The 19,163-nt window shown below is 42.7% G+C and carries 10 protein-coding genes and 3 pseudogenes; 12 read left to right on the forward strand and 1 reads right to left on the reverse strand.

Translation table 11 applies throughout. The annotated features are described in order from the left end of the window. Positions 1 to 2 precede the first annotated feature (2 nt). From LFX17_RS13775 to LFX17_RS13830, 12 genes and pseudogenes are all read left to right on the forward strand, one after another. Positions 3 to 7,511 carry a SpvB/TcaC N-terminal domain-containing protein gene (locus tag LFX17_RS13775; protein WP_238747116.1) on the forward strand — a complete coding sequence of 2,503 codons (7,509 nt, stop codon included), beginning with the start codon at positions 3 to 5 and terminating at the stop codon, positions 7,509 to 7,511. An 11-nt stretch (positions 7,512 to 7,522) separates the two neighbouring features. After that, a complete protein-coding gene (locus LFX17_RS13780; RefSeq protein ID WP_238747117.1) occupies positions 7,523 to 7,990 on the forward strand; it encodes a hypothetical protein in 468 nt (155 codons plus the stop codon). Positions 7,991 to 8,224: 234 nt separating this feature from the next. After that, positions 8,225 to 9,604, forward strand: a pseudogene (locus LFX17_RS13785) (RHS repeat-associated core domain-containing protein); the annotation flags it as partial. A gap of 602 nt (positions 9,605 to 10,206) precedes the next feature. Continuing rightward, the gene (locus tag LFX17_RS13790; RefSeq protein ID WP_135589976.1) at positions 10,207 to 10,692 is read left to right on the forward strand and encodes a hypothetical protein; all 486 of its coding nucleotides are present in this window, start codon (positions 10,207 to 10,209) and stop codon (positions 10,690 to 10,692) included. A 55-nt stretch (positions 10,693 to 10,747) separates the two neighbouring features. Next, positions 10,748 to 10,975, forward strand: a complete 228-nt coding sequence (locus tag LFX17_RS13795; protein WP_238747118.1) for a hypothetical protein — start codon at positions 10,748 to 10,750, stop codon at positions 10,973 to 10,975. Between the two features lie 55 nt (positions 10,976 to 11,030). Continuing rightward, entirely contained in the window at positions 11,031 to 11,318 is a 288-nt protein-coding gene (tnpA, locus tag LFX17_RS13800) for an IS66 family insertion sequence element accessory protein TnpA (RefSeq protein ID WP_118966454.1), read from the forward strand. Then, positions 11,309 to 11,656 (forward strand): IS66 family insertion sequence element accessory protein TnpB, encoded by a 348-nt coding sequence (gene tnpB, locus LFX17_RS13805; RefSeq protein WP_118966397.1) that lies wholly within the window; start codon positions 11,309 to 11,311, stop codon positions 11,654 to 11,656. Before tnpA ends, tnpB begins: the two co-directional genes overlap by 10 nt. Positions 11,657 to 11,699: 43 nt before the next feature. Next, positions 11,700 to 13,277 (forward strand): IS66 family transposase, encoded by a 1,578-nt coding sequence (gene tnpC / locus LFX17_RS13810; protein ID WP_118966396.1) that lies wholly within the window; start codon positions 11,700 to 11,702, stop codon positions 13,275 to 13,277. 5 nt (positions 13,278 to 13,282) lie between these two features. Next, a pseudogene (locus LFX17_RS20880) lies at positions 13,283 to 14,473 on the forward strand (RHS repeat-associated core domain-containing protein); the annotation flags it as partial. A gap of 1,050 nt (positions 14,474 to 15,523) precedes the next feature. Next, positions 15,524 to 15,769: a CPCC family cysteine-rich protein gene (locus LFX17_RS13820; RefSeq protein ID WP_238747119.1), complete on the forward strand. Its 246-nt coding sequence runs from the start codon at positions 15,524 to 15,526 to the stop codon at positions 15,767 to 15,769. Positions 15,770 to 15,969: 200 nt separating this feature from the next. Then, positions 15,970 to 17,172 (forward strand): annotated as a pseudogene (locus LFX17_RS13825) (RHS repeat-associated core domain-containing protein); the annotation flags it as partial. Between the two features lie 151 nt (positions 17,173 to 17,323). Then, positions 17,324 to 17,638: a hypothetical protein gene (locus LFX17_RS13830; RefSeq protein WP_319941273.1), complete on the forward strand. Its 315-nt coding sequence runs from the start codon at positions 17,324 to 17,326 to the stop codon at positions 17,636 to 17,638. 23 nt (positions 17,639 to 17,661) lie between these two features. On the opposite strand, the gene LFX17_RS13835 is transcribed toward LFX17_RS13830, so the two are convergent. Beyond that, positions 17,662 to 18,875 (reverse strand): IS3 family transposase gene (locus LFX17_RS13835; protein WP_238747121.1). Its coding sequence is split into 2 segments (ribosomal slippage): positions 17,662 to 18,533 and positions 18,533 to 18,875, totalling 1,215 coding nucleotides; the frame shifts between segments, so codons are not numbered across the junction. Positions 18,876 to 19,163: the final 288 nt, after the last annotated feature.

Consider the following 19,163-nt stretch of genomic DNA (forward strand, 5'->3'; position numbering starts at 1 on the left):
ATATGAAAGGTAGAACCATCGCGGTCATACTCATGACCGCATTCTTTCTTACAACCTCATCCTCCTGTAAACTTTTCGGAGGAAAGGGTAGCAAACCGCCTTGGTGGTTGTTACTTTTAGGTTTACCAAGCGGAGCAGGATTACCCTCTTCCGGTTCCGGCATCGGGCCCGGTTCAGCTCCAGCGCCCGAAGGAAGCGACCTTTTTTCTATCTCTACGAATTACAGCAAAGCGATCGACGACCCCGATACGAAGGCAGATCCCTTATCAGGCGCGGCATTCGTCGCACCGCCGGAACCGAACCACTTCGGCGGTGTATCACTTTCATATCCGATCGAAACTCCGTCAGGACGAGCGGGCGTCGAACCTAAATTAGCAATTTCTTATTCTTCCACGGGAGGAGACGGATGGCTTGGGGTTGGCTGGAACCTCGGACTTGGTTCCATCACTCGAACGCCGGAATACGGAGCACTCTACTATGACAATCGGGATTCGTTCACTTGGAACGGAACGAGACTCGTAAAAGTTTCGGGAAGCACCACAAACGAAAATGGAACCTACAGACCCGAAATCACAGGCGAAGACTTAGTAGTATTAAGACTTACGAATATAGAAAGCGGCGGGGTTTGGGAAGTATTAGATTCTTCCGGAACGAAAAACACTTTCGGCGAAAGCAATGCGAGTAGAATTTACAATCCTGCAAATCCAAGCCAGACGTATAGCTGGTATCTTTCAAAAACGGAGGATAGAAACGGTAACTATCTCCAAGTTCAATACGACAATTCCGAATATTATAATAAACGAAATTTATATCTAAAAGAGATCCGTTATACGGGAAATTCCAGAACCGGAGCATCCGCACGTCAATATGTCCGTTTTTATACGAAACAGAGAGACGATTTTTACGTTTCCAACACTCCTGGATTTCTTATGAAAATGGATAAGATTCTCGAGCGCATCGAAGTCGGCTGGGACGGAAGCGGTAAACTCTGGGACTATGTTCCGATCTATGAAAATTCTCCCGATTCGGGAAGACCGATCCTCAAATCGATCCAATCCAGCAGACATACGACTGCGCCCGAATTTCAATATCAGACTTCGAGTAGACTTCTGACTTGGCAGAACGTCGTCAATCAAGCCTCCTCCGAATCGGAAGACAATCCCGAATCAACACAATACTTCGAAGGCGACTTCAACGGTGACGGGATTTCGGATCTTCTATTTTTTAATCCGAAGTCCGGGAACTGGAAAGCCGCGGAAGGAAGAAAAGAAGGCGGATACAATTTTAAAATCTATGCGAACCGTTATCAAGGGTACGATAACGCGGAAAAAATCCGATTTTTTAAGGGAAACGTCAGCGGCGATTACAACGGAGACGGACGTTCTGACATCGCATTTTATCTTCCCGAAACAAGAGACTTCGTCGTCGCAGAACACGACGGGAGAGTTTTTCAATTCAAGTCTTACGGAAGATTGATGGCCGGTATTCCCGACATCTTTCGTATGGAATGGTTTCCCGGCGACTATGACGGCAACGGTCTTTCCGATTCGGTTTTATTCGACGAGCCTACAGGCCAATGGACTCTCATGCTCAACAAGGGAGGAAGTTTCGAATTTCTCCGCTTTGCCAAAAAATTTCAAAACGTTTTCAGAGGAGATTATTCTCCCGATGGAAACTTAGACAGCGCGTCTACGAACGATTCTTCCAAACAAGGAAAGGACCGCGATAAGATCAACTTTTTAGTCGGCGATTACAACGGAGACGGAAGAACCGATATTTCCCTTTACGATTCGCGTTCGGGGAAATGGCTCGTTGGAGAGAATTATCGCAACGACAACAAAACCGACCCGATCTACTTCAAGATGCAATGGAAATTGTATAAGGTTTTTACCGCGCCCGAACAGGGAATTTTCTCACACGATCGTTTTTCGGGAGACTTCAACGGGGATGGATTTTCGGATTTTCTAATATTCGATCGCTCTTCGGGAGAATGGACGTTAGGCGAAACCGGTGACGGAACGATCAACTTTAGAATCTGGTCCAAAACGCCTCAGTTCAAACCGATCACTCGCTGGCTTCAAGGCGATTTTAACGGAGACGGAAGAAGCGACATCGGATTCTTTTCGGCGAACGACGGTAAGTTTTGGATCGGAGAAGCGACGCAGAGCGGATTCCGTTATAAAATTTACAGCGACATGAGCTACGGTCCCGATCAGGACAGAATCATGAAAACCCCTCTTCCCAAGGACGAGGTGAAACTCGAACAAGCGGTTGCCAACTTTCCGGCCGCATCGAACTCTAAGTCTCTCTTACTCAAATACAAATATGACGGAAATCTAAATTACGGAAAAGGAGAACTCGTCTTTGCGGGTTGTTTTACGGCGGACGATTGTTCGTCTTCTCCTGAACTCTTGATCTACGATCGTAAGGACAACGCGTTCGATCTCAAACAGGGAAATTCTTTTACCGCAAGGGTGAACACAAACCTGAATCCCGAGGCTTCCGGAATCGGTATTCTCTTCGGCGGAAAACCGGATCGATATACGAACGCGATTAAGGACGAGGTTCTTTTTCACAAAAAACAGGGAAACATAAATCAATTTTTCGTTCTCAAAAACACGAGCGGAACTACATTCGATCTTTCTAATTTAGCGACATTCACGGACACGGACGTTACGAAATTTGATCCGCAAAACAGCGGTTATGTGGTCGATCATTTCGAAACCAACAGTTCTCAATCAGCGTTGATCTTAGACGATCAAACTTCGTCCGGAAACGCGCGTTTTATTTTGAGCGGCTTGGGCGGAGTCAAGGTTTTAACCCCGAGCGGTGATCTTTCTGCAACGGATCTCAACGATCTTTTTCAAGCGGGCACGGGAGAAAATCGTCAACGCAGAAAAGAATTCAGCTTATTCTCCGGTAAGTTTACAACGACCCAAGCCCAGCTCGCTCTCGTAGACAGAAGAACCACGACTCACAAATGGTATTTGGGAACGATCAGCGGAACTCAGATCCAATTTAAACGATTAACGGGAGACATTCCCCTTCCGTTCACGACTTCCGAATATAACTCAGCAAGCAGCGCGGGAATTCAATACGCATTGACAAGCGACGGTTCGATCGTTTTCGGAAAAATTCTCGATAACGGAACTTCATTTTACAAAATTAAAATTAATGCGACTTCGGTTTCGAGAACGATTTACAACGCGGGAACGATCGGCTTTAGCGATCGTTTTGATTCGGGCGGGAACCCTCTTATCATTTCCGGCGGAGAAGACAAACTCTACGATCTTTCTCAAAGCAAAATCGTTTCTCTTCCTTCCAACGTCGTTGTAAGGATTTTGGACAGACCCGACCTGATTTCCAAAGTTTACGTTTTTCAATGGATTCAAGGCGATTACAACGGAGACGGACTCACCGACATCGGAATCTTTCATCTCAAAGAACCCACTTGGTATTTTGCTCTTTCCACAGGTTCGTTTCCCGATGTAATGGAAAGAATCAAGAACGGGATCGGCGGTTTTTACGAACTCACATACGAACATTCGACTAAGTTCGATAACACGGGAGGAGACGGTGTTCCCGATCTTCCCACGAGTTACAGAGTTTGCACATCGGTTACGCTCGATGACGGCTTTTCCAATCGAATCAGAAAAGATTACGAATATAAAAACGGATTCGCATTCTCCGCTTTTGTGAACGGCAAAAAAGAAACGGACTTTTTCGGATTTTCCGAATTTACGGTCAAGGACGCATACGGTGCGAGAACGGTTCACACATATCATACAACTCCTTACTCCGACTTTCTGCGCAACCGCGCGTTAGGCGGAGCCGAAAAAGAAACCCGCATCGTCGGAAACGATAACAACGAATACGGTGTGATTCAAAATTCGTATGAGATCCTACAAATTCAGTACGCTTCGGGCCCGGTCGGATATATGGCCCAAACCGCAAAGATTGAAAAATTCCTGAGCGGTTCCAGAACTACGACACAAAATCTGAATACGATTTTGGACGGGGCCAAAATCAGTCGGAAGACTTCTTCTACGATCGATCACTTCAGCGATGGCGCGCACGGAGTTACGACCACGACCGAAATCACGGATTTCGAAACGGACGATTCCACGAATCAGAGAAGGGTCACGAGAAATACGACTTTGGCGGGGAGTTCCCACGAAGTTACTTCCGTGTTGAGCTACGACTCCCTCGGAAATCTTACGAAGCGTGTGAGTTCCTACACCGGAACCGGACTTCCCAGCGCGACGGCCCAAACAATCGAATACGAATATGACACGTACGGGAATCAAACCGCCGAAAAGAACACAAGTGGAAATCCGACACGAGGGAGTTCCTACACTTTCGACGATGAACTGCATCAATTCGTCACTCAGAAGATTTCATTCGGAGGTTCAATTCAGCTTCCGACTCGATACAAGATCGATTATTCTACCGCGTTCGGTTCTCCGACCGAAGAAACCGATCCGAACGGAAACAAACACTATTTTGAATACGATTCGTACGGGAGAATCACCCGTGCAAGCGCAGACACCGATGACGGAACTCGGACGATTTCCACACATTCATATCATTCTTCTTTTCCTCTGAGCGCAAAGACGACTTTTCCTTCCGGAACGGGCGACCCGGATTTTGCTTCCAAGACATACTCGGACGGAACGGGACGGAACATCTACACGGTAAAAACCGGATCGAACGGCAATCCTGTTCTTACAGGAAGAATCGTTTACGATGGAAACGGAAAAGTAATCCGAAAAAGCCAATCGAATTGGGCGACGTCGGGAGAAATGGACACGTTCGTTCTCCATCTCGAAGAAAGAAATCCGACAACGTTCGAATACGATCCGATCGGAAGAATCAAAAAGACGATTCTTCCTTTAGCGCAGGGAGAAACTTCGCCGACAACGATTACAACGACCTACAACGATCCGTTTGAAAGCACGGAGAATCACTCAAGCGGCCAGAGCAAACGAATCGTTCGCGACGCGAGAGGACAGATTTTGTATGTGGAAGACTTCGCGTCCGACGGAATCGCAGCGAAGATCGGATTTTGTTACGATATTGCGGGTCAGAGAACGAAGAAGTCTGACTTAAATGACGGAACTCCGTTGTCTTGTCCGGGCGTTCTTGCCGGAGTTCCCGCAAAGGACGTTTCTGGAAGGAACCAAACGTATTGGAGTTATGACGCGTTTGGGAAACTTCGTGGAGAAAGCGATCCGGATTTGGGTGTGAGTTCCTACACCTACAATTCATTCGGCGATCTGACCTCGAACACGAACGCGAAAGGAGTTACGACTTCTCTTGATTACGATTCTTTAGGAAGAATTCTCACAAAACACATCCCCGAAAGAGACATCCAATACACTTACGATTCCGTTTCCGGAAGCGAAAATTCCCTCGGCAAACTCGTTCGCGTGGAAGACGGGATTCAAAACAAAACCTTCAGTTACGACAAACTCGGTCGTGTCAAAAAAGAAACTCGAATAATTCTCGCGACTTCGGCAGGGAACTCGCTCCCAAGCGAAACACAAGGACCGTATATTACGGAAACTAAATACGATTTGCTCGGCCGCGTCAGCCGTATCGATTACCCGGAACATCCGATTTCTCACGGAAGGATGAGAGCTTGCTACGAATACGGAAGCGCAGGATATATCGAAGGGATATCTGTTCAAGTGAATACGAACGGAATTCTACCGGGCTATTGTAACAAGGACATCGTAGAAAACATTTCCTACAACGAGTTTGGACAAACGGCAAATCTCACACTTGGGAACGGGATCGAAACGACATATACGTATGACGTAAAAGGGAGACTGGTGAGAATTCATTCTTCCGGGGATGTGGGCGGCACGGCGAAAGTTCTCCAAGACGCTGTCTATTCGTTCAATCCGAACAACAACATTACGAATGTTGCAAACAACACGACTGACTTCCATACACAATCTGACTACGGTTATGACGGCCTGGGTCGCCTAACGAGTGCTAACGGAAGCTATTTAGGGATTGCGGATGGGAATCTTTCGAGAAGGTTTCAGCAGTCTTTTGAATACGCAAAGAATGGGAATTTAACTTCTAAGAGAATCCACGATCCGACGAACGGCAACATCACGGACGAGTGGAGTTACCAATACACAAACCACCAAGTTACGAACATTGATTCGAGTAGGACGGGTTCGGATGCTCTTACAATGTCGTATGACGCAAACGGGAACCTAACTCGCCAGCGCGACAACACAAAAGATCTTACGAAACGGATTCAAGTAGATTCTCAAGACAGAATCGTTCAAATCCAAGACGCAAACAACGCGATCCTCGGTTCGTATTGGTATGACGAAGGCGGATTTCGTGTTCGAAGATCGGCTCTCGAACCAAAGAACAATCAGTTCACAAACGTAGAGATTCTTTATCCAAGCAAGTTTTACGGACTCGAGTTTATTGAATCTGAGAACGTAGTCACATCCGTAAACAACGTCTATCTCAACGGAGTTCGGATCGCGGCGTTGAACGAAGCCGGTGCGCTCGCCTACTTCCTCACGGACCAAGTCGATTCCGTTTCGCACGTATTAGACGACGAAGGAAACACTCTTTCCAGAATGCAGTATCTTCCTTACGGGGATACCTTTGTTCACAAGGGAGACACAAACTTCGCTCCGAAATACAATTCTCAGGAGTTGGATCGGGAGTCTGGGTTTTACTTTTACAATGCGAGGTATTACGATCCGGGGATTGCGAGATTTACCAGTGCGGATACGATCATCGACGGTGAATTTGATACGCAGGGTTGGAACCGATTCTCGTATGTGAAGGGGAATCCGATTGGGGCGAAGGATCCGACGGGGCATTGCACAAGTCCTATGTCAACTGTGCCTTGCAAAAGGCCGCTGGAAACTGGACCACCAGGCGGAGCGACAGGAGCCGGAAAATCTTCTTCCAATGGAGGATATTCAGGTGGGCTTGGAGCCGCTGCAACGGGCCTCTTGGCAAATTTATTAGGTTCAAATAAAGATAACCCGAGTCTTCCTGACAAACCGCGAAGCACATCTGTAACCCCTGATGATGCGAAACAGATGGAGAAGGCCGGTCTTGATCCGTTAAATGCAAAAAAAGGATCTCAAAAAAGTATTGGCGATGGCGGCAATGCGGGCGTTAGTAATAAAGGGAATAATACCGGGAATAAAAAGGCTGATTTTATTGTTTCTCCGGATGGTGCAGTAATGCATAATTCTCCAGGTAAGGTTAAAGATTCTTTAAGTAAGGCTGGATTTACTACAAAAGAAAGGGATCCAAACAAAAAAGAAAGTGGAACTATTTTTAATATTCCTGAGAAAAAAATGGATGTTCGAATTATGGATGGTGGACCAAATCATCCTCCAAGAGTCGTGACAACAAGATCGGGGCAAGAAAACATGTCTGTAAATCCTAATACTGGCAAAAACTTTGGAAATATGAAAGGCGATGAACAAAAATCAAGAAGCCACATGTATTTTCAATAATGAGTCAAAGCATGGGAATAGATAATCTTCAAATACTACTTTCTCAAATGTTATGTGGGGCACAACTTGAAGCTTTGCATATATATAGTCTCACACTTGAAATAGAGTTTAATCAAATTGGAAGACCACATTTACCATTAACCATATACTTAAATACAAATAATCCCATTTTAAAAATAACTGATTTAGATCAAAATTCTGAAAAAGATTTTTTCGAACAAAGGAAAATTATTATTTCTGAACTATATTCTTTAATCGGCAACGAAATTAATTCTGTTCAAGTATCGAAAAAAGGAGAATTAACAATTAGTATATCAGAAAAATCGTTTTTGTTATGTAGATCACCTGAAGAATTTGAAGAAATTTGGATAATAAAAAACCAAAAAGAGGGCGATTTAAATTCTGAGCCCCTTTGGTATATTTCCTGGTCAGATTGTGATGAAATCTACGTAAACGTTCCTGAGCCTCGCAAAAACTAAATAAAAACTGAAAATACCGCTCAAATAACGTCAAAACTTTTCTCTATGAGCGGCAGGGATGGAGGCGGAGTCAATAAATTGGGACTGAAGTTGATATTTTGGTTAACGTTTCTTTCTTTCAATTTATTGACTGGAGCCGAGAGCCCGGTTTCGGAGAAACAAAACGACACAAACAATGTACAATACAACGAAACCCTAAACTACGAAACGAGATTTCTCCGAAAGCCGCCCGGAAAAGAAACCAGAACGATCCTGGCAACGTCGGTCGGCAATCCTCTTCCAAGTGAAACTGGGGGACCGTATATTACGGAAACCAAATACGATCTACTGGGTCGTGTGACCCGAATCGATTATCCGGAACATCCGATTTCACACGGAAGGATGAGAGCTTGCTACGAATACGGAAGCGCAGGATATATCGAAGGGATATCTGTTCAAGTGAATACGAACGGAATTCTACCGGGCTATTGTAACAAGGACATCGTAGAAAACATTTCCTACAACGAGTTTGGACAAACGGCAAATCTCACACTTGGGAACGGGATCGAAACGACATATACGTATGACGTAAAAGGGAGACTGGTGAGAATTCATTCTTCCGGGGATGTGGGCGGAAACACAAAAGTTCTCCAAGACGCTGTCTATTCGTTCAATCCGAACAACAACATTACGAATGTTGCAAACAACACGACTGACTTCCATACACAATCTGACTACGGTTATGACGGCCTGGGTCGCCTAACGAGTGCTAACGGAAGCTACTTAGGGATTGCGGATGGGAATCTTTCGAGAAGGTTTCAGCAGTCTTTTGAATACGCAAAGAATGGGAATTTAACTTCTAAGAGAATCCACGATCCGACGAACGGCAACATCACGGACGAGTGGAGTTACCAATACACAAACCACCAAGTTACGAACATTGATTCGAGTAGGACGGGTTCGGATGCTCTTACGATGTCGTATGACGCAAACGGAAACCTAACTCGCCAGCGCGACAACACAAAAGATTTAACAAAAAGAATCAGCGTAGACTCTCAAGATCGTATTACGCAGATTCAAGACGGAAACAACGCGATCCTTGGCAGCTACTGGTATGACGAAGGTGGATTTCGAGTTCGCAGATCGGCACTCGAACAAAAGAACAATCAGTTCACAAACGTAGAGATCTTGTATCCGAGCAAGTTTTACGGACTCGAATACATCGAAAGCGAGAACGTACTCACAAGCGTGAACAACGTCTACTTGAACGGAGTTCGGATTGCTGCGTTGAACGAAGCGGGAGCACTCGCCTACTTCCTCACCGATCAAGTGGATTCCGTTTCCCACGTGTTAGACGACGAGGGGAATACGTTGTCTCTGATGCACTACCTTCCATATGGCGAGACGTTTGTGCACAAAGGCGACACGAACTTTTCTCCGAAATACAATTCGCAAGAGTTGGATCGGGAGTCCGGGTTTTACTTTTACAACGCGAGGTATTACGACCCGGGGATTGCGAGGTTTACCAGTGCGGATACGTTGATTGACGGTGAATTTGATACGCAGGGTTGGAACCGATTCTCGTATGTGAAGGGGAATCCGATTGGGGCGAAGGATCCGACGGGGCATGATGCTGTTGTAGATACTTTAGCTGGCGTAAACCACGTATTAAATAAGCTCGGAGATTCCTCTTACAAAGCTGGAACAGCTTCGAAAGACGGGTCTTTTTCCGGCAATTCTATCGGGTTACTTCATGATTCTGCTGGATTGATTTACAAAACTGCAGCAGCATTGGTACCCAAAAACCGGAAAGAATTAGAAGAGGCGGCAGTTACAGGGTATGGATCTCAACTTGCGAAAGCGACAGCAAAGGGGCTTGCGAAAGTTGGGATAGAAGGGGCCGAAAAAGTAATAAAAAGCGGAAAAGCAATTGTAATTGGTGAAGGAATGAGCGCAGTAAAAACTGCCGCTAAAAATTTACAAAATCAAGGTGTTGATGCGAAATGGTACCAGGCTTGGAGTAAAAATTTCCCTAAAGGAAGAGAGATGACACCAAAGGAAATGAGTAATGCTCTTGAACGTAATGAGAAGTGGTTGAACTCTAAGATGAAAGAAGGATACAAAATTTATGATATTGGGCCTGATCTTAACAGACTTAAGTCGAGTCCGTTTTACGGACGCGAAAAAAGTTTAATTCAGGAAAAAAATTATCCAATAACACAAATACCCAGGCCAAAATGAAAAAACCAAGTTTTGATATTTTGATTAGAAAGTGTTTTAAGTTTCTTGAATTAGACTACCAATTTCGCTTTGTCAAATCTAAAAAAGAAAACTGGGGTTATGAGATTTTATATCTGAACGAGACAACGGGAGTCAAAATTATTTACGAATATAGAGAGTCATACATTTTTATAATTTTGTATAGACTTATTGATGGAGAGCTAATAGAAAATCCTGGGGAAATTTTTCAAAATACTAAATTAAATTGTTTTGGCTTAGATGATATAATAAACTTAAGAAACCCTTCAGCTTTACTTAGTCCCACTTACGAATATCCGGAAAATTCACATTATTTTAATAAAAAAAATGGATGGGAACAATATGTTTCTGATTTCGCAGAAAATCTAAAAACTTATGCAAGCGACGTCTTGAGTGGAAATTTCGAAATTTTTCAAACAATCGACCCAATAGTTAAGGAACGTGCAAACCGTAGGTTTCAATAGAGGAGTTGAACCTACCATCCCGCTAACTCTCTTTCCCCGTGGCAGGGATCGAAGCGTGGTCAATAAATTGGTATTTGGAAGTATTGTTTTATTATTTTTCCTTTCTTTCAATTTATTGACCGGAGCTGAGAGCGCGTTCCTGCGGGAGCAGGAGCCACCCGAAACCAAATACGATTTACTGGGTCGTGTGACTCGAATCGATTATCCGGAACATCCGATTTCACACGGAAGGATGAGAGCTTGCTACGAATACGGAAGCGCAGGATATATCGAAGGGATGTAAGCGCCTAAACAACCGCACCTTTTTCTAATCGTATAAATGTTGTAAACTGTCTTTGATGAAAAAAACGAAAATAGATTGGCCCAAAGAGTTTGATGACTTTTCAAAGAGTGGACTTTCCCAGCCTCAGTATTGTAAAGAAAGACACCTCAAATACACGACGTTTCGATATCATTGGGAGAGACGTTCTAAGCATTCAGAGAAGAACGACTTTGTAGAAATTCCTCCTTCCTCGACAAATTCTCAGTCATTGGTAGAAGCCGAATTTTTGACCCTAAAGATAGATACGTCGGGGAAGGCATCGCTCCAAGTAAACGTTCAGTTTAGTTTAGGACGATGGAGTTAAATCCCGGAAACAGAAAAGTGTATCTTCGACCTGGGGCGACGGATTTAAGGAAATCGATCAATACGCTCTCTGTAATCGTAGAAGGAAAGATGAAAAAAGATCCGTATTCGGCGAGCGTCTTTCTCTTCTGCAATCGCAAGAAAGATAAACTGAAGATGCTCTACTGGGATAAGAGCGGGTTTTGCCTTTGGCAGAAGAGACTGGAAGAGAGTAAATTCCCGTGGCCGAACTCAGAGGAGGAAGTGCATAAAATACCCGTTGAAAGGTTTCATTGGCTATTGAATGGGATCGATTTTTTCAAAGAGCACAAGAAACTAAAATACAAGAATGTCAGTTGAAAATGTTTGACTCAAGAAAAGAAAGTATTAAGACTGAATCCGAATGTCTTTGGATCTAAACTCTCTTCCTGATGATGTAGAAGAACTAAAAAGAATCATTATATTAGAGAATAATAAATATCAGGAAGAATTACGACTCCAAAAACAGAAAGAATCCGAACATTTGGATCAGATCGAGAGATTGAAGATCCAGCTTTTCGGGAGAAAGACTGAGAAATGGAGTCAGATCGAAAAAGATCAAGGATTTCTTTTTAACGAAATAGAAAGCTCCTTGCAAGAAGATTCTCCTGAACCCGAAGAAGAAAGTCTTTTTAGTCCTGTTAAAAGCCATACAAGAAAGAAGACGGGAAGAAAACCTTTCCCGGACTACTTTCCAAGAATCGAAATCCTACATGATATTCCTGAAATTGATAAAACCTGTTCTTGTGGTCACGAGCTTACTCGTATCGGAGAAGACAAGTCCGAGAAGTTAGATATTATCCCGGCTAAAATACAAGTCGAAGTTCATATTCGCCCTAAGTATGCGTGTAAGCATTGTGAAGGAACTTCTGATGAAACTCTACCTGTCGTAAGAATCGCGCCGGTTCCCCATCAGATCGCTGAGAAGAGTATGCTTTCTTCCGGATTCTTAGCTCACACGCTTACTCAAAAGTTTGCGGATGCTCTTCCGTTTTACAGACAAGCCGGGATTCTCCAGAGATCGGGAGTGGATATTTCAAGGAGCACCCTTTCCAATACCGCAATTCAAGTTTTTGAAAAACTTTCTCCGATGATCGAGGATGTGAGAAGGGAACTTTTCAAATCGAAGTATTTGCAGATCGATGAGACGATTCTTCAAGTGTTAAACGAAGAAGGAAAGTTGAATACATCCAAATCGTATATGTGGGTGATCCGAGGGTTCATCAGAGAAAAGCCCGTTGTTCTCTATCATTATGAGCCGAGTCGGAGCGCTAAGTTTTTAGAAGAATGGATCCAGGGATTTGAAGGAATCATCCAAACGGACGGTTTTGAATCTTACGATTCTTTGTTGAAAGTTAAATCTAAGATTCTTCACGCGGGATGTTGGAATCATGCGAGGAGGAGATTTTTCGAAATTCTAAAAATCGATTCTAAGAATGTGCAAGCAGAATGGATCGTAAAGAAAATCGGTAAGCTTTATACAATCGAGTCAAAAGCTAAGGTAGAAAGTTTAAGTTCTGAAGAACATCTGAAACTCAGGCAATCCGAATCTAAGCCTATCGTTGATGAGATTCGTTCTTGGATGAACAAACGGATCGTCGAAGTTGCTCCCAAATCTTCTATGGGAAAAGCGCTCTCTTATCTTTCTGGCCAGTGGGAAAAACTGCTTCTCTTTTTGGATCATCCGGAATTGCAATTAGATACGAATCTCGTTGAGAACGACATTCGTCCTTTTGTGATCGGTAGAAAAAACTGGCTCTTCTCCGGTTGTCCACAAGGGGCAACTGCGAGCGCGGGATTCTATTCGTTAATTCAAAATGCAAAGATCTCAGGTATCGATCCTTACGCTTATTTACGAGATCTTTTTAAGTCTTGGGAAACGATACCGAGAAGTCTTTCTTGCGAGGATCTGCCAAAAAACGGTGGGCTTGTGGTTCGTTAGGCGGTTACGAAGGGATATCTGTTCAAGTGAATACGAACGGAATTCTACCGGGCTATTGTAACAAGGACATCGTAGAAAACATCACTTACAACGAGTTCGGACAAACCGCGGGATTTGCACTCGGCAATGGAATCGAGACGACTTATACGTATGACACAAAAGGGAGAATGGTGAGAATCCATTCTTCCGGAGACGTTGACGGCTCTGCGAAAGTTCTACAAGACGCGGTCTATTCGTTTAACAATAAGAACGATATCGTTGGAATCACAAACGCCACTGGCGAGTTCAACTCGCAATACGATTACGACTACGACGGAATCGGTCGCTTAACAAACGCAATCGGAAACTACGTCGAGACTTCGGACAACCTCAGCAAACGTTTCAGGCAAAGTTATTCCTATGCGAAGAATGGAAACCTAATCGCAAAACGGATTCACGATCCAACCAACGGCGCGATTCAGGACGAATGGACGTATCAATACACGAACCACCAAGTCACGAATATCGATTCTTCCAAAACCGGAACCGATACGTTTACTTTACAATACGACGCAAACGGAAACCTAACTCGTCAGCGCGACAACGCAAAAGATTTAACAAAAAGAATCAGCGTAGATTCTCAAGACAGAATCGTTCAAATCCAAGACGCAAACAATGCGATCCTCGGTTCGTATTGGTATGACGAAGGCGGATTTCGTGTTCGAAGATCCGCACTCGAACAAAAGAACAATCAATTTACAAACGTAGAAATTCTGTATCCGAGCAAGTTTTACGGACTCGAATACATCGAAAGCGAGAATTTAGTCACATCCGTAAACAACGTCTACTTGAACGGAGTTCGGATCGCCGCGTTGAACGAAGCGGGCGCACTCGCCTACTTCCTCACAGACCAAGTCGATTCCGTTTCACACGTGTTAGACGACGAAGGAAAGACTCTCTCCAGAATGCAGTATCTTCCTTACGGAGATACTTTTGTTCACAAGGGAGATACGAACTTCGCTCCGAAATACAATTCGCAAGAGTTGGATCGCGAGTCCGGGTTTTACTTTTACAACGCGCGTTACTACGATCCAGGGATTGCGAGATTTACAAGCGCCGATACGGTGATCGATGGGGAATACGATACGCAAGGTTGGAACCGATTCTCGTATGTGAAGGGGAATCCGATTGGGGCGAAGGATCCGACGGGGCATGAAGTTTGGACAATCAATTTAAAAGCTGAATGGGCGGTTGGTCCTGGTGCCTCTGGATACGGTGGGATTTTAGTCGAAAATTGGTTTGCAAGAAATAATGGTGACACTGCTGTTTGGGGAGGTCTTGGTTATAACTATTCAGCCGCAGCAAGAATGGATGCCGGACTTGATATAAGTTGGTATCCAAGTTCATCTAAACAAGAATGGGAAAAAGAGAAATGGAATGTTGCATCAATTAATATACCGGAAACAAACTTGGGAATTGGCGTTATTTTTAACAACGATATGAGTAAATTTGGATTAAATGTTGGTATAGGAAAAGGTGATGGCGGTGGTTATGGCTTACCTGATGGTGGTGGGGGCTACAATAAAGAATTTTTTCGAAAGCATAATTTAAAGTTAGTAGAAGAAAATAAATCGAGAGTTCCGCAAAATAAAAATATGACAGAAAAAAAATCTCTCTTTACTCCGAAAAGTGATATTTCGTTCAATAAGCAAAAACCAGAGAATCGCAAGATTCAGTCCAAAACTAGTATCCAAGAATTATTAAAAAGCAAAAATTCAAATTACAAAGGAAATAGTTCGCCACAAAATCATATTCAAAAAGGTTCACAATTTAGTAATTCTGGAAATACGCCTGTCACTACATTCTTAAAAAATGCGAGCAAACGATAAGAAAGATTCTTTCATTTATTTTAAAGATGAACGCGATCTCAAATGAAAAAAAAGATGAGTGAATTTTTCGAAGAAAACTTTATTTTTATAACTCTTTTTCTTATATTGGTTCAATTGGTAAACTTTTTTGCCAGAGCGTTAATTGAAAGGTTTTTAATCAATGACTTAGAAAATAATTATAGTGAAAATTTTTCCTTTTCACTATGGGAACATATTGAGAAAGAATTGTTAAAAGAGAAATATTCTGTTTCGATTTTTCATAAGCCTTATCGAATTATTATCTATTTTCAATATTTCATTCTCGCTTTATCTGTTTTATTTATCGTAATATTAAATATATTGAATCAATTCCAAAAAAAATAGATTATTGAAAAAGATATGAATTTTCTTTGCCCCTGCTGTGGCTATTTGACTTTAGGAGAAGAATCTGGCTCTTATGAAATATGTCCCGTTTGTTACTGGGAAAACGATAATGTACAAAATGATGATCCTTCATATTCTGGCGGGGCAAATAAAATTAGCCTGCAAACAGCTCGGGAAAATTTCATGAAATTCGGAGCGAAGGAAAAGGAATATATTACTTTAGTACGAAAACTAGAAGAAAGCGAACGCTATCGCTCGTAAAAACTAAAGAGCTTTCTTTAAAAACAATTTTCCTCGAATAAGAGAAATCTGAAAGAGGAGAAGAAATATCAAGACCTACTAAGCGTTAGGGATCGATGCGGGGTCAAGTTATTGCTGCCAAAGAAGAACACAACTCTTTCTAAAAATCACTCAATTTCTTAACCGAAGCAGAGAGCCCGGTCCGAGCGCAAGCGAAGGAAACGCCCCAATACGACGCAAACGGAAACCTAACTCGCCAGCGCGACAACGCAAAAGATTTAACAAAAAGAATCAGCGTAGATTCTCAAGACAGAATCGTTCAAATCCAAGACGCAAACAACGCGATCCTCGGTTCGTATTGGTATGACGAAGGCGGGTTTCGTGTTCGCAGATCCGCACTCGAACCGAAGAACAATCAATTTACAAACGTAGAGATTTTGTATCCAAGCAAGTTTTACGGACTCGAATACATCGAAAGCGAGAATGTAATCACATCCGTGAACAACGTCTACTTGAACGGAGTTCGAATCGCCGCGTTGAACGAAGCGGGAGCACTCGCTTACTTCTTAACGGATCAAGTCGATTCCGTTTCACACGTGTTAGACGACGAAGGAAATACTCTTTCCAGAATGCAGTATCTTCCTTACGGAGATACGTTTGTACACAAAGGCGACACGAACTTCGCACCGAAATACAATTCGCAAGAGTTGGATCGGGAATCAGGGTTTTACTTTTACAACGCGCGTTACTACGATCCGGGGATCGCGAGATTTACAAGCGCCGATACGGTGATCGATGGGGAATACGATACGCAGGGTTGGAACCGATTCTCGTATGTGAAGGGGAATCCGATTGGGGCGAAGGATCCGACGGGGCATATCTCTGACGCACTTTTAAAGCACCAAACTCAAACTGAGCTTATGACCGGAGGAGGTGGAGGCCCTATTCGAAGCGGAATGGGTAACAGTAATTATAGCCGTTCTGGTGGAAATTCAAGCTCAACTAGTAATCGTAGTGGAAAAGCAAACTCTAAAGAATCATCAAATACAGCAAATACTGGAAATTCGTTCTCTCAGCAAAAACAAGCTGGAAAAACAGGAAATACTTCACGAGTAGAAAATAAGGGAACGAGTAGGGCAGCGAGACGTGAAGTAATGCGGAATGAAGGTATCCCAACTAGCCAACAACCAAAATCCCAATCAAAAAATGCCTCAGGCCGCGAATATCGATATGAAGTTCCAAAGAATGGCGGTGGTAAGCAAACGAAATCTGTGCAGCAACAAACAATGGACAGAAGTCACCCTAACGAAAAACATTGGGAAGCAGGTAGAGTTAAGACTGATAAGAACACTGGAGAAATAAATTATAACAATTATGGTCGCCCAAAGTTAGTTAGTGATAAATCTAAAGTAAATTATGAATGAAGAAAATTTAAAAAAATTCAGATACAAATTATCAATGCCTAAATATATAGCCGAGATTTCTCAGCTAACCAACAAACCCTTTGATAAATCTAATCTGCTTACATTAGATGAAATGGAGAGCATACGACGTTCCCCTTCTAAAATAAAAGTAATGAAAAGATTTGAAATACCGTTTGAAGAAAAAAATAGTGAAAAATTTAGTCGATTTTTAAATACTCTTTATTCAAAAAATCAACTTCCTATTTATATTTGGACGGAATTCAGCAATGATTGTGGTGTTTATCGAATTTCTTCTATTTTGGATTTCAATTCTTATTTTACTTTTGAAGTCAATGCTGATGGGTTAATTCATTTGTTATCGGAGAATTTAGATGACGAATTAATTTTCGACTTCACGGAGGATAATAATGAACGTCTATTAGAGATAGAACTTTCTGGGGCAAATTGGATTCAAGTTGAATATTGAGACGGTGGAGTTACCCCCAAAAATCATACAGCCAATGTTAGCTCTTTTTCGATAAATTCTTTTGGCGACATCATTTTCAATCCTTTATGTGGTGCAAAGGAATTGTAGTCGTCAATCCAATTGTGTATTTTCAGCATAACTTCTTCAGCATGGTTTAGGCGATTCACATAAGCATAATCTCTTTTGAATGTTTTCACAAAGGCTTCGGCCATTCCGTTGCTCTCTGGAGAATAAGCAGGGGTATGACAGACTTCAAATCCCAAGGTTTCAATAAAAGCCATAGTGACAAAAGAAGTATATTGAGGACCGTTGTCGGATAGGAACTGCGTCGAAGAAACTTTGGAATCGCCGAATCGTTGCTCCTTTGCCTCAAGAAGCATATCTCGAATCATCTGACCGTCAATGCCAATCGTTGAGGAAATATAACTTATAATTTCTCTGTCATGGCAATCCATAACAAAGGCCAGCCAAATAAGCCTACCGTCCCAACAGCGTATTCCTAAAATATCGGAACACCATCTTACATTGCTTTTTAATGTGATGATTTTCCCTTCATGGGTCCGTTTTAACCTTGGAACATTCCTTTGTAAAAGTAGATTTTGTTCCTTCATGATTCGGTAAATCCGCTTGTGATTCACTCGTGGCAAATCCTTGTTTCTATTGATCCGATTGACGATCGCTGTAATTCTTGGATATCCGTAGGTAGGTCTATCATGGCAGACATCTTTAATCGTTTGCAAGATATGTTCTTTGAATTCGCTGATCGAATGTTTTTTCTCGCGCACGCGATTCTTGTAGTTAAAAATCGACCGAGAAACGCCTAATGCGGTAGCAATTCTACTCATTGGAAACCTTCGATTCCTTCCAATGGCTTTTGCGAGATCAGTTTTTTTTTACGAGCAAGAATGACAGCTTCTTTGAGAATCTCGTTCTCTTCGGTCTTTCTTCCGAGAAGGCGTTCCAAATTCTTAATTCTCTGTTCGAGCTTTTTATACTCTGATTCTGGGACCAAGTTCTCTTCATTCTCGATTCCTTTGCTTGCGCCGTTTTCCATAAACCGCCTCCACTGAAAAAGCTGACTGGCGGCTATATTATACTTTCTCGCCACTAAAGAAACTGAATTTCCTGGTTCAAAGGTCTCTTTTACTATCTGTTCTTTGTCCTTTGAAGACCATCTTCTTCTTCGTTGAACCGATGTGATTACAGTAACCGGGTCATTAATAATAGTATTATTCATAGCATTACTCCTATTATTTAGGAGCTAACTCAGCTGTACGGTTTTAAGTGGGGTAACTACACTAAACAACCAAACGTTCATTGAAAACGATTTTCTTTTAGTAAGAGAAATCTAAAAAAAGAAAAAATATTTAGATCCTCGGCATGCGTTAGGGATCGATGCGGGGTCAAGTTATTGCTGCCGAAGCAGAATAGAACTCTTTCCGAAAATCCCTCAATAACTTGACCGAATCATTATATTTCGACCCATAGGGAGAAATATTGAGTTTGAGCCCGATCCGAGCGCAAG

Origin of the sequence: Leptospira sanjuanensis (genome assembly GCF_022267375.1) — a bacterium.
GTDB lineage: Bacteria > Spirochaetota > Leptospiria > Leptospirales > Leptospiraceae > Leptospira > Leptospira sanjuanensis.

Bases quoted from the DNA above. Each gene is read 5' to 3' on its own strand.
- LFX17_RS13775 (WP_238747116.1), top strand. From the start codon at position 3: ATGAAAGGTAGAACCATCGCGGTCATACTCATGACCGCATTCTTTCTT.
- LFX17_RS13780 (WP_238747117.1), top strand. From the start codon at position 7,523: ATGGGAATAGATAATCTTCAAATACTACTTTCTCAAATGTTATGTGGG.
- LFX17_RS13790 (WP_135589976.1), top strand. From the start codon at position 10,207: ATGAAAAAACCAAGTTTTGATATTTTGATTAGAAAGTGTTTTAAGTTT.
- tnpA (WP_118966454.1), top strand. From the start codon at position 11,031: ATGAAAAAAACGAAAATAGATTGGCCCAAAGAGTTTGATGACTTTTCA.
- tnpB (WP_118966397.1), top strand. From the start codon at position 11,309: ATGGAGTTAAATCCCGGAAACAGAAAAGTGTATCTTCGACCTGGGGCG.
- tnpC (WP_118966396.1), top strand. From the start codon at position 11,700: ATGTCTTTGGATCTAAACTCTCTTCCTGATGATGTAGAAGAACTAAAA.
- LFX17_RS13820 (WP_238747119.1), top strand. From the start codon at position 15,524: ATGAATTTTCTTTGCCCCTGCTGTGGCTATTTGACTTTAGGAGAAGAA.
- LFX17_RS13830 (WP_319941273.1), top strand. From the start codon at position 17,324: ATGAAAAGATTTGAAATACCGTTTGAAGAAAAAAATAGTGAAAAATTT.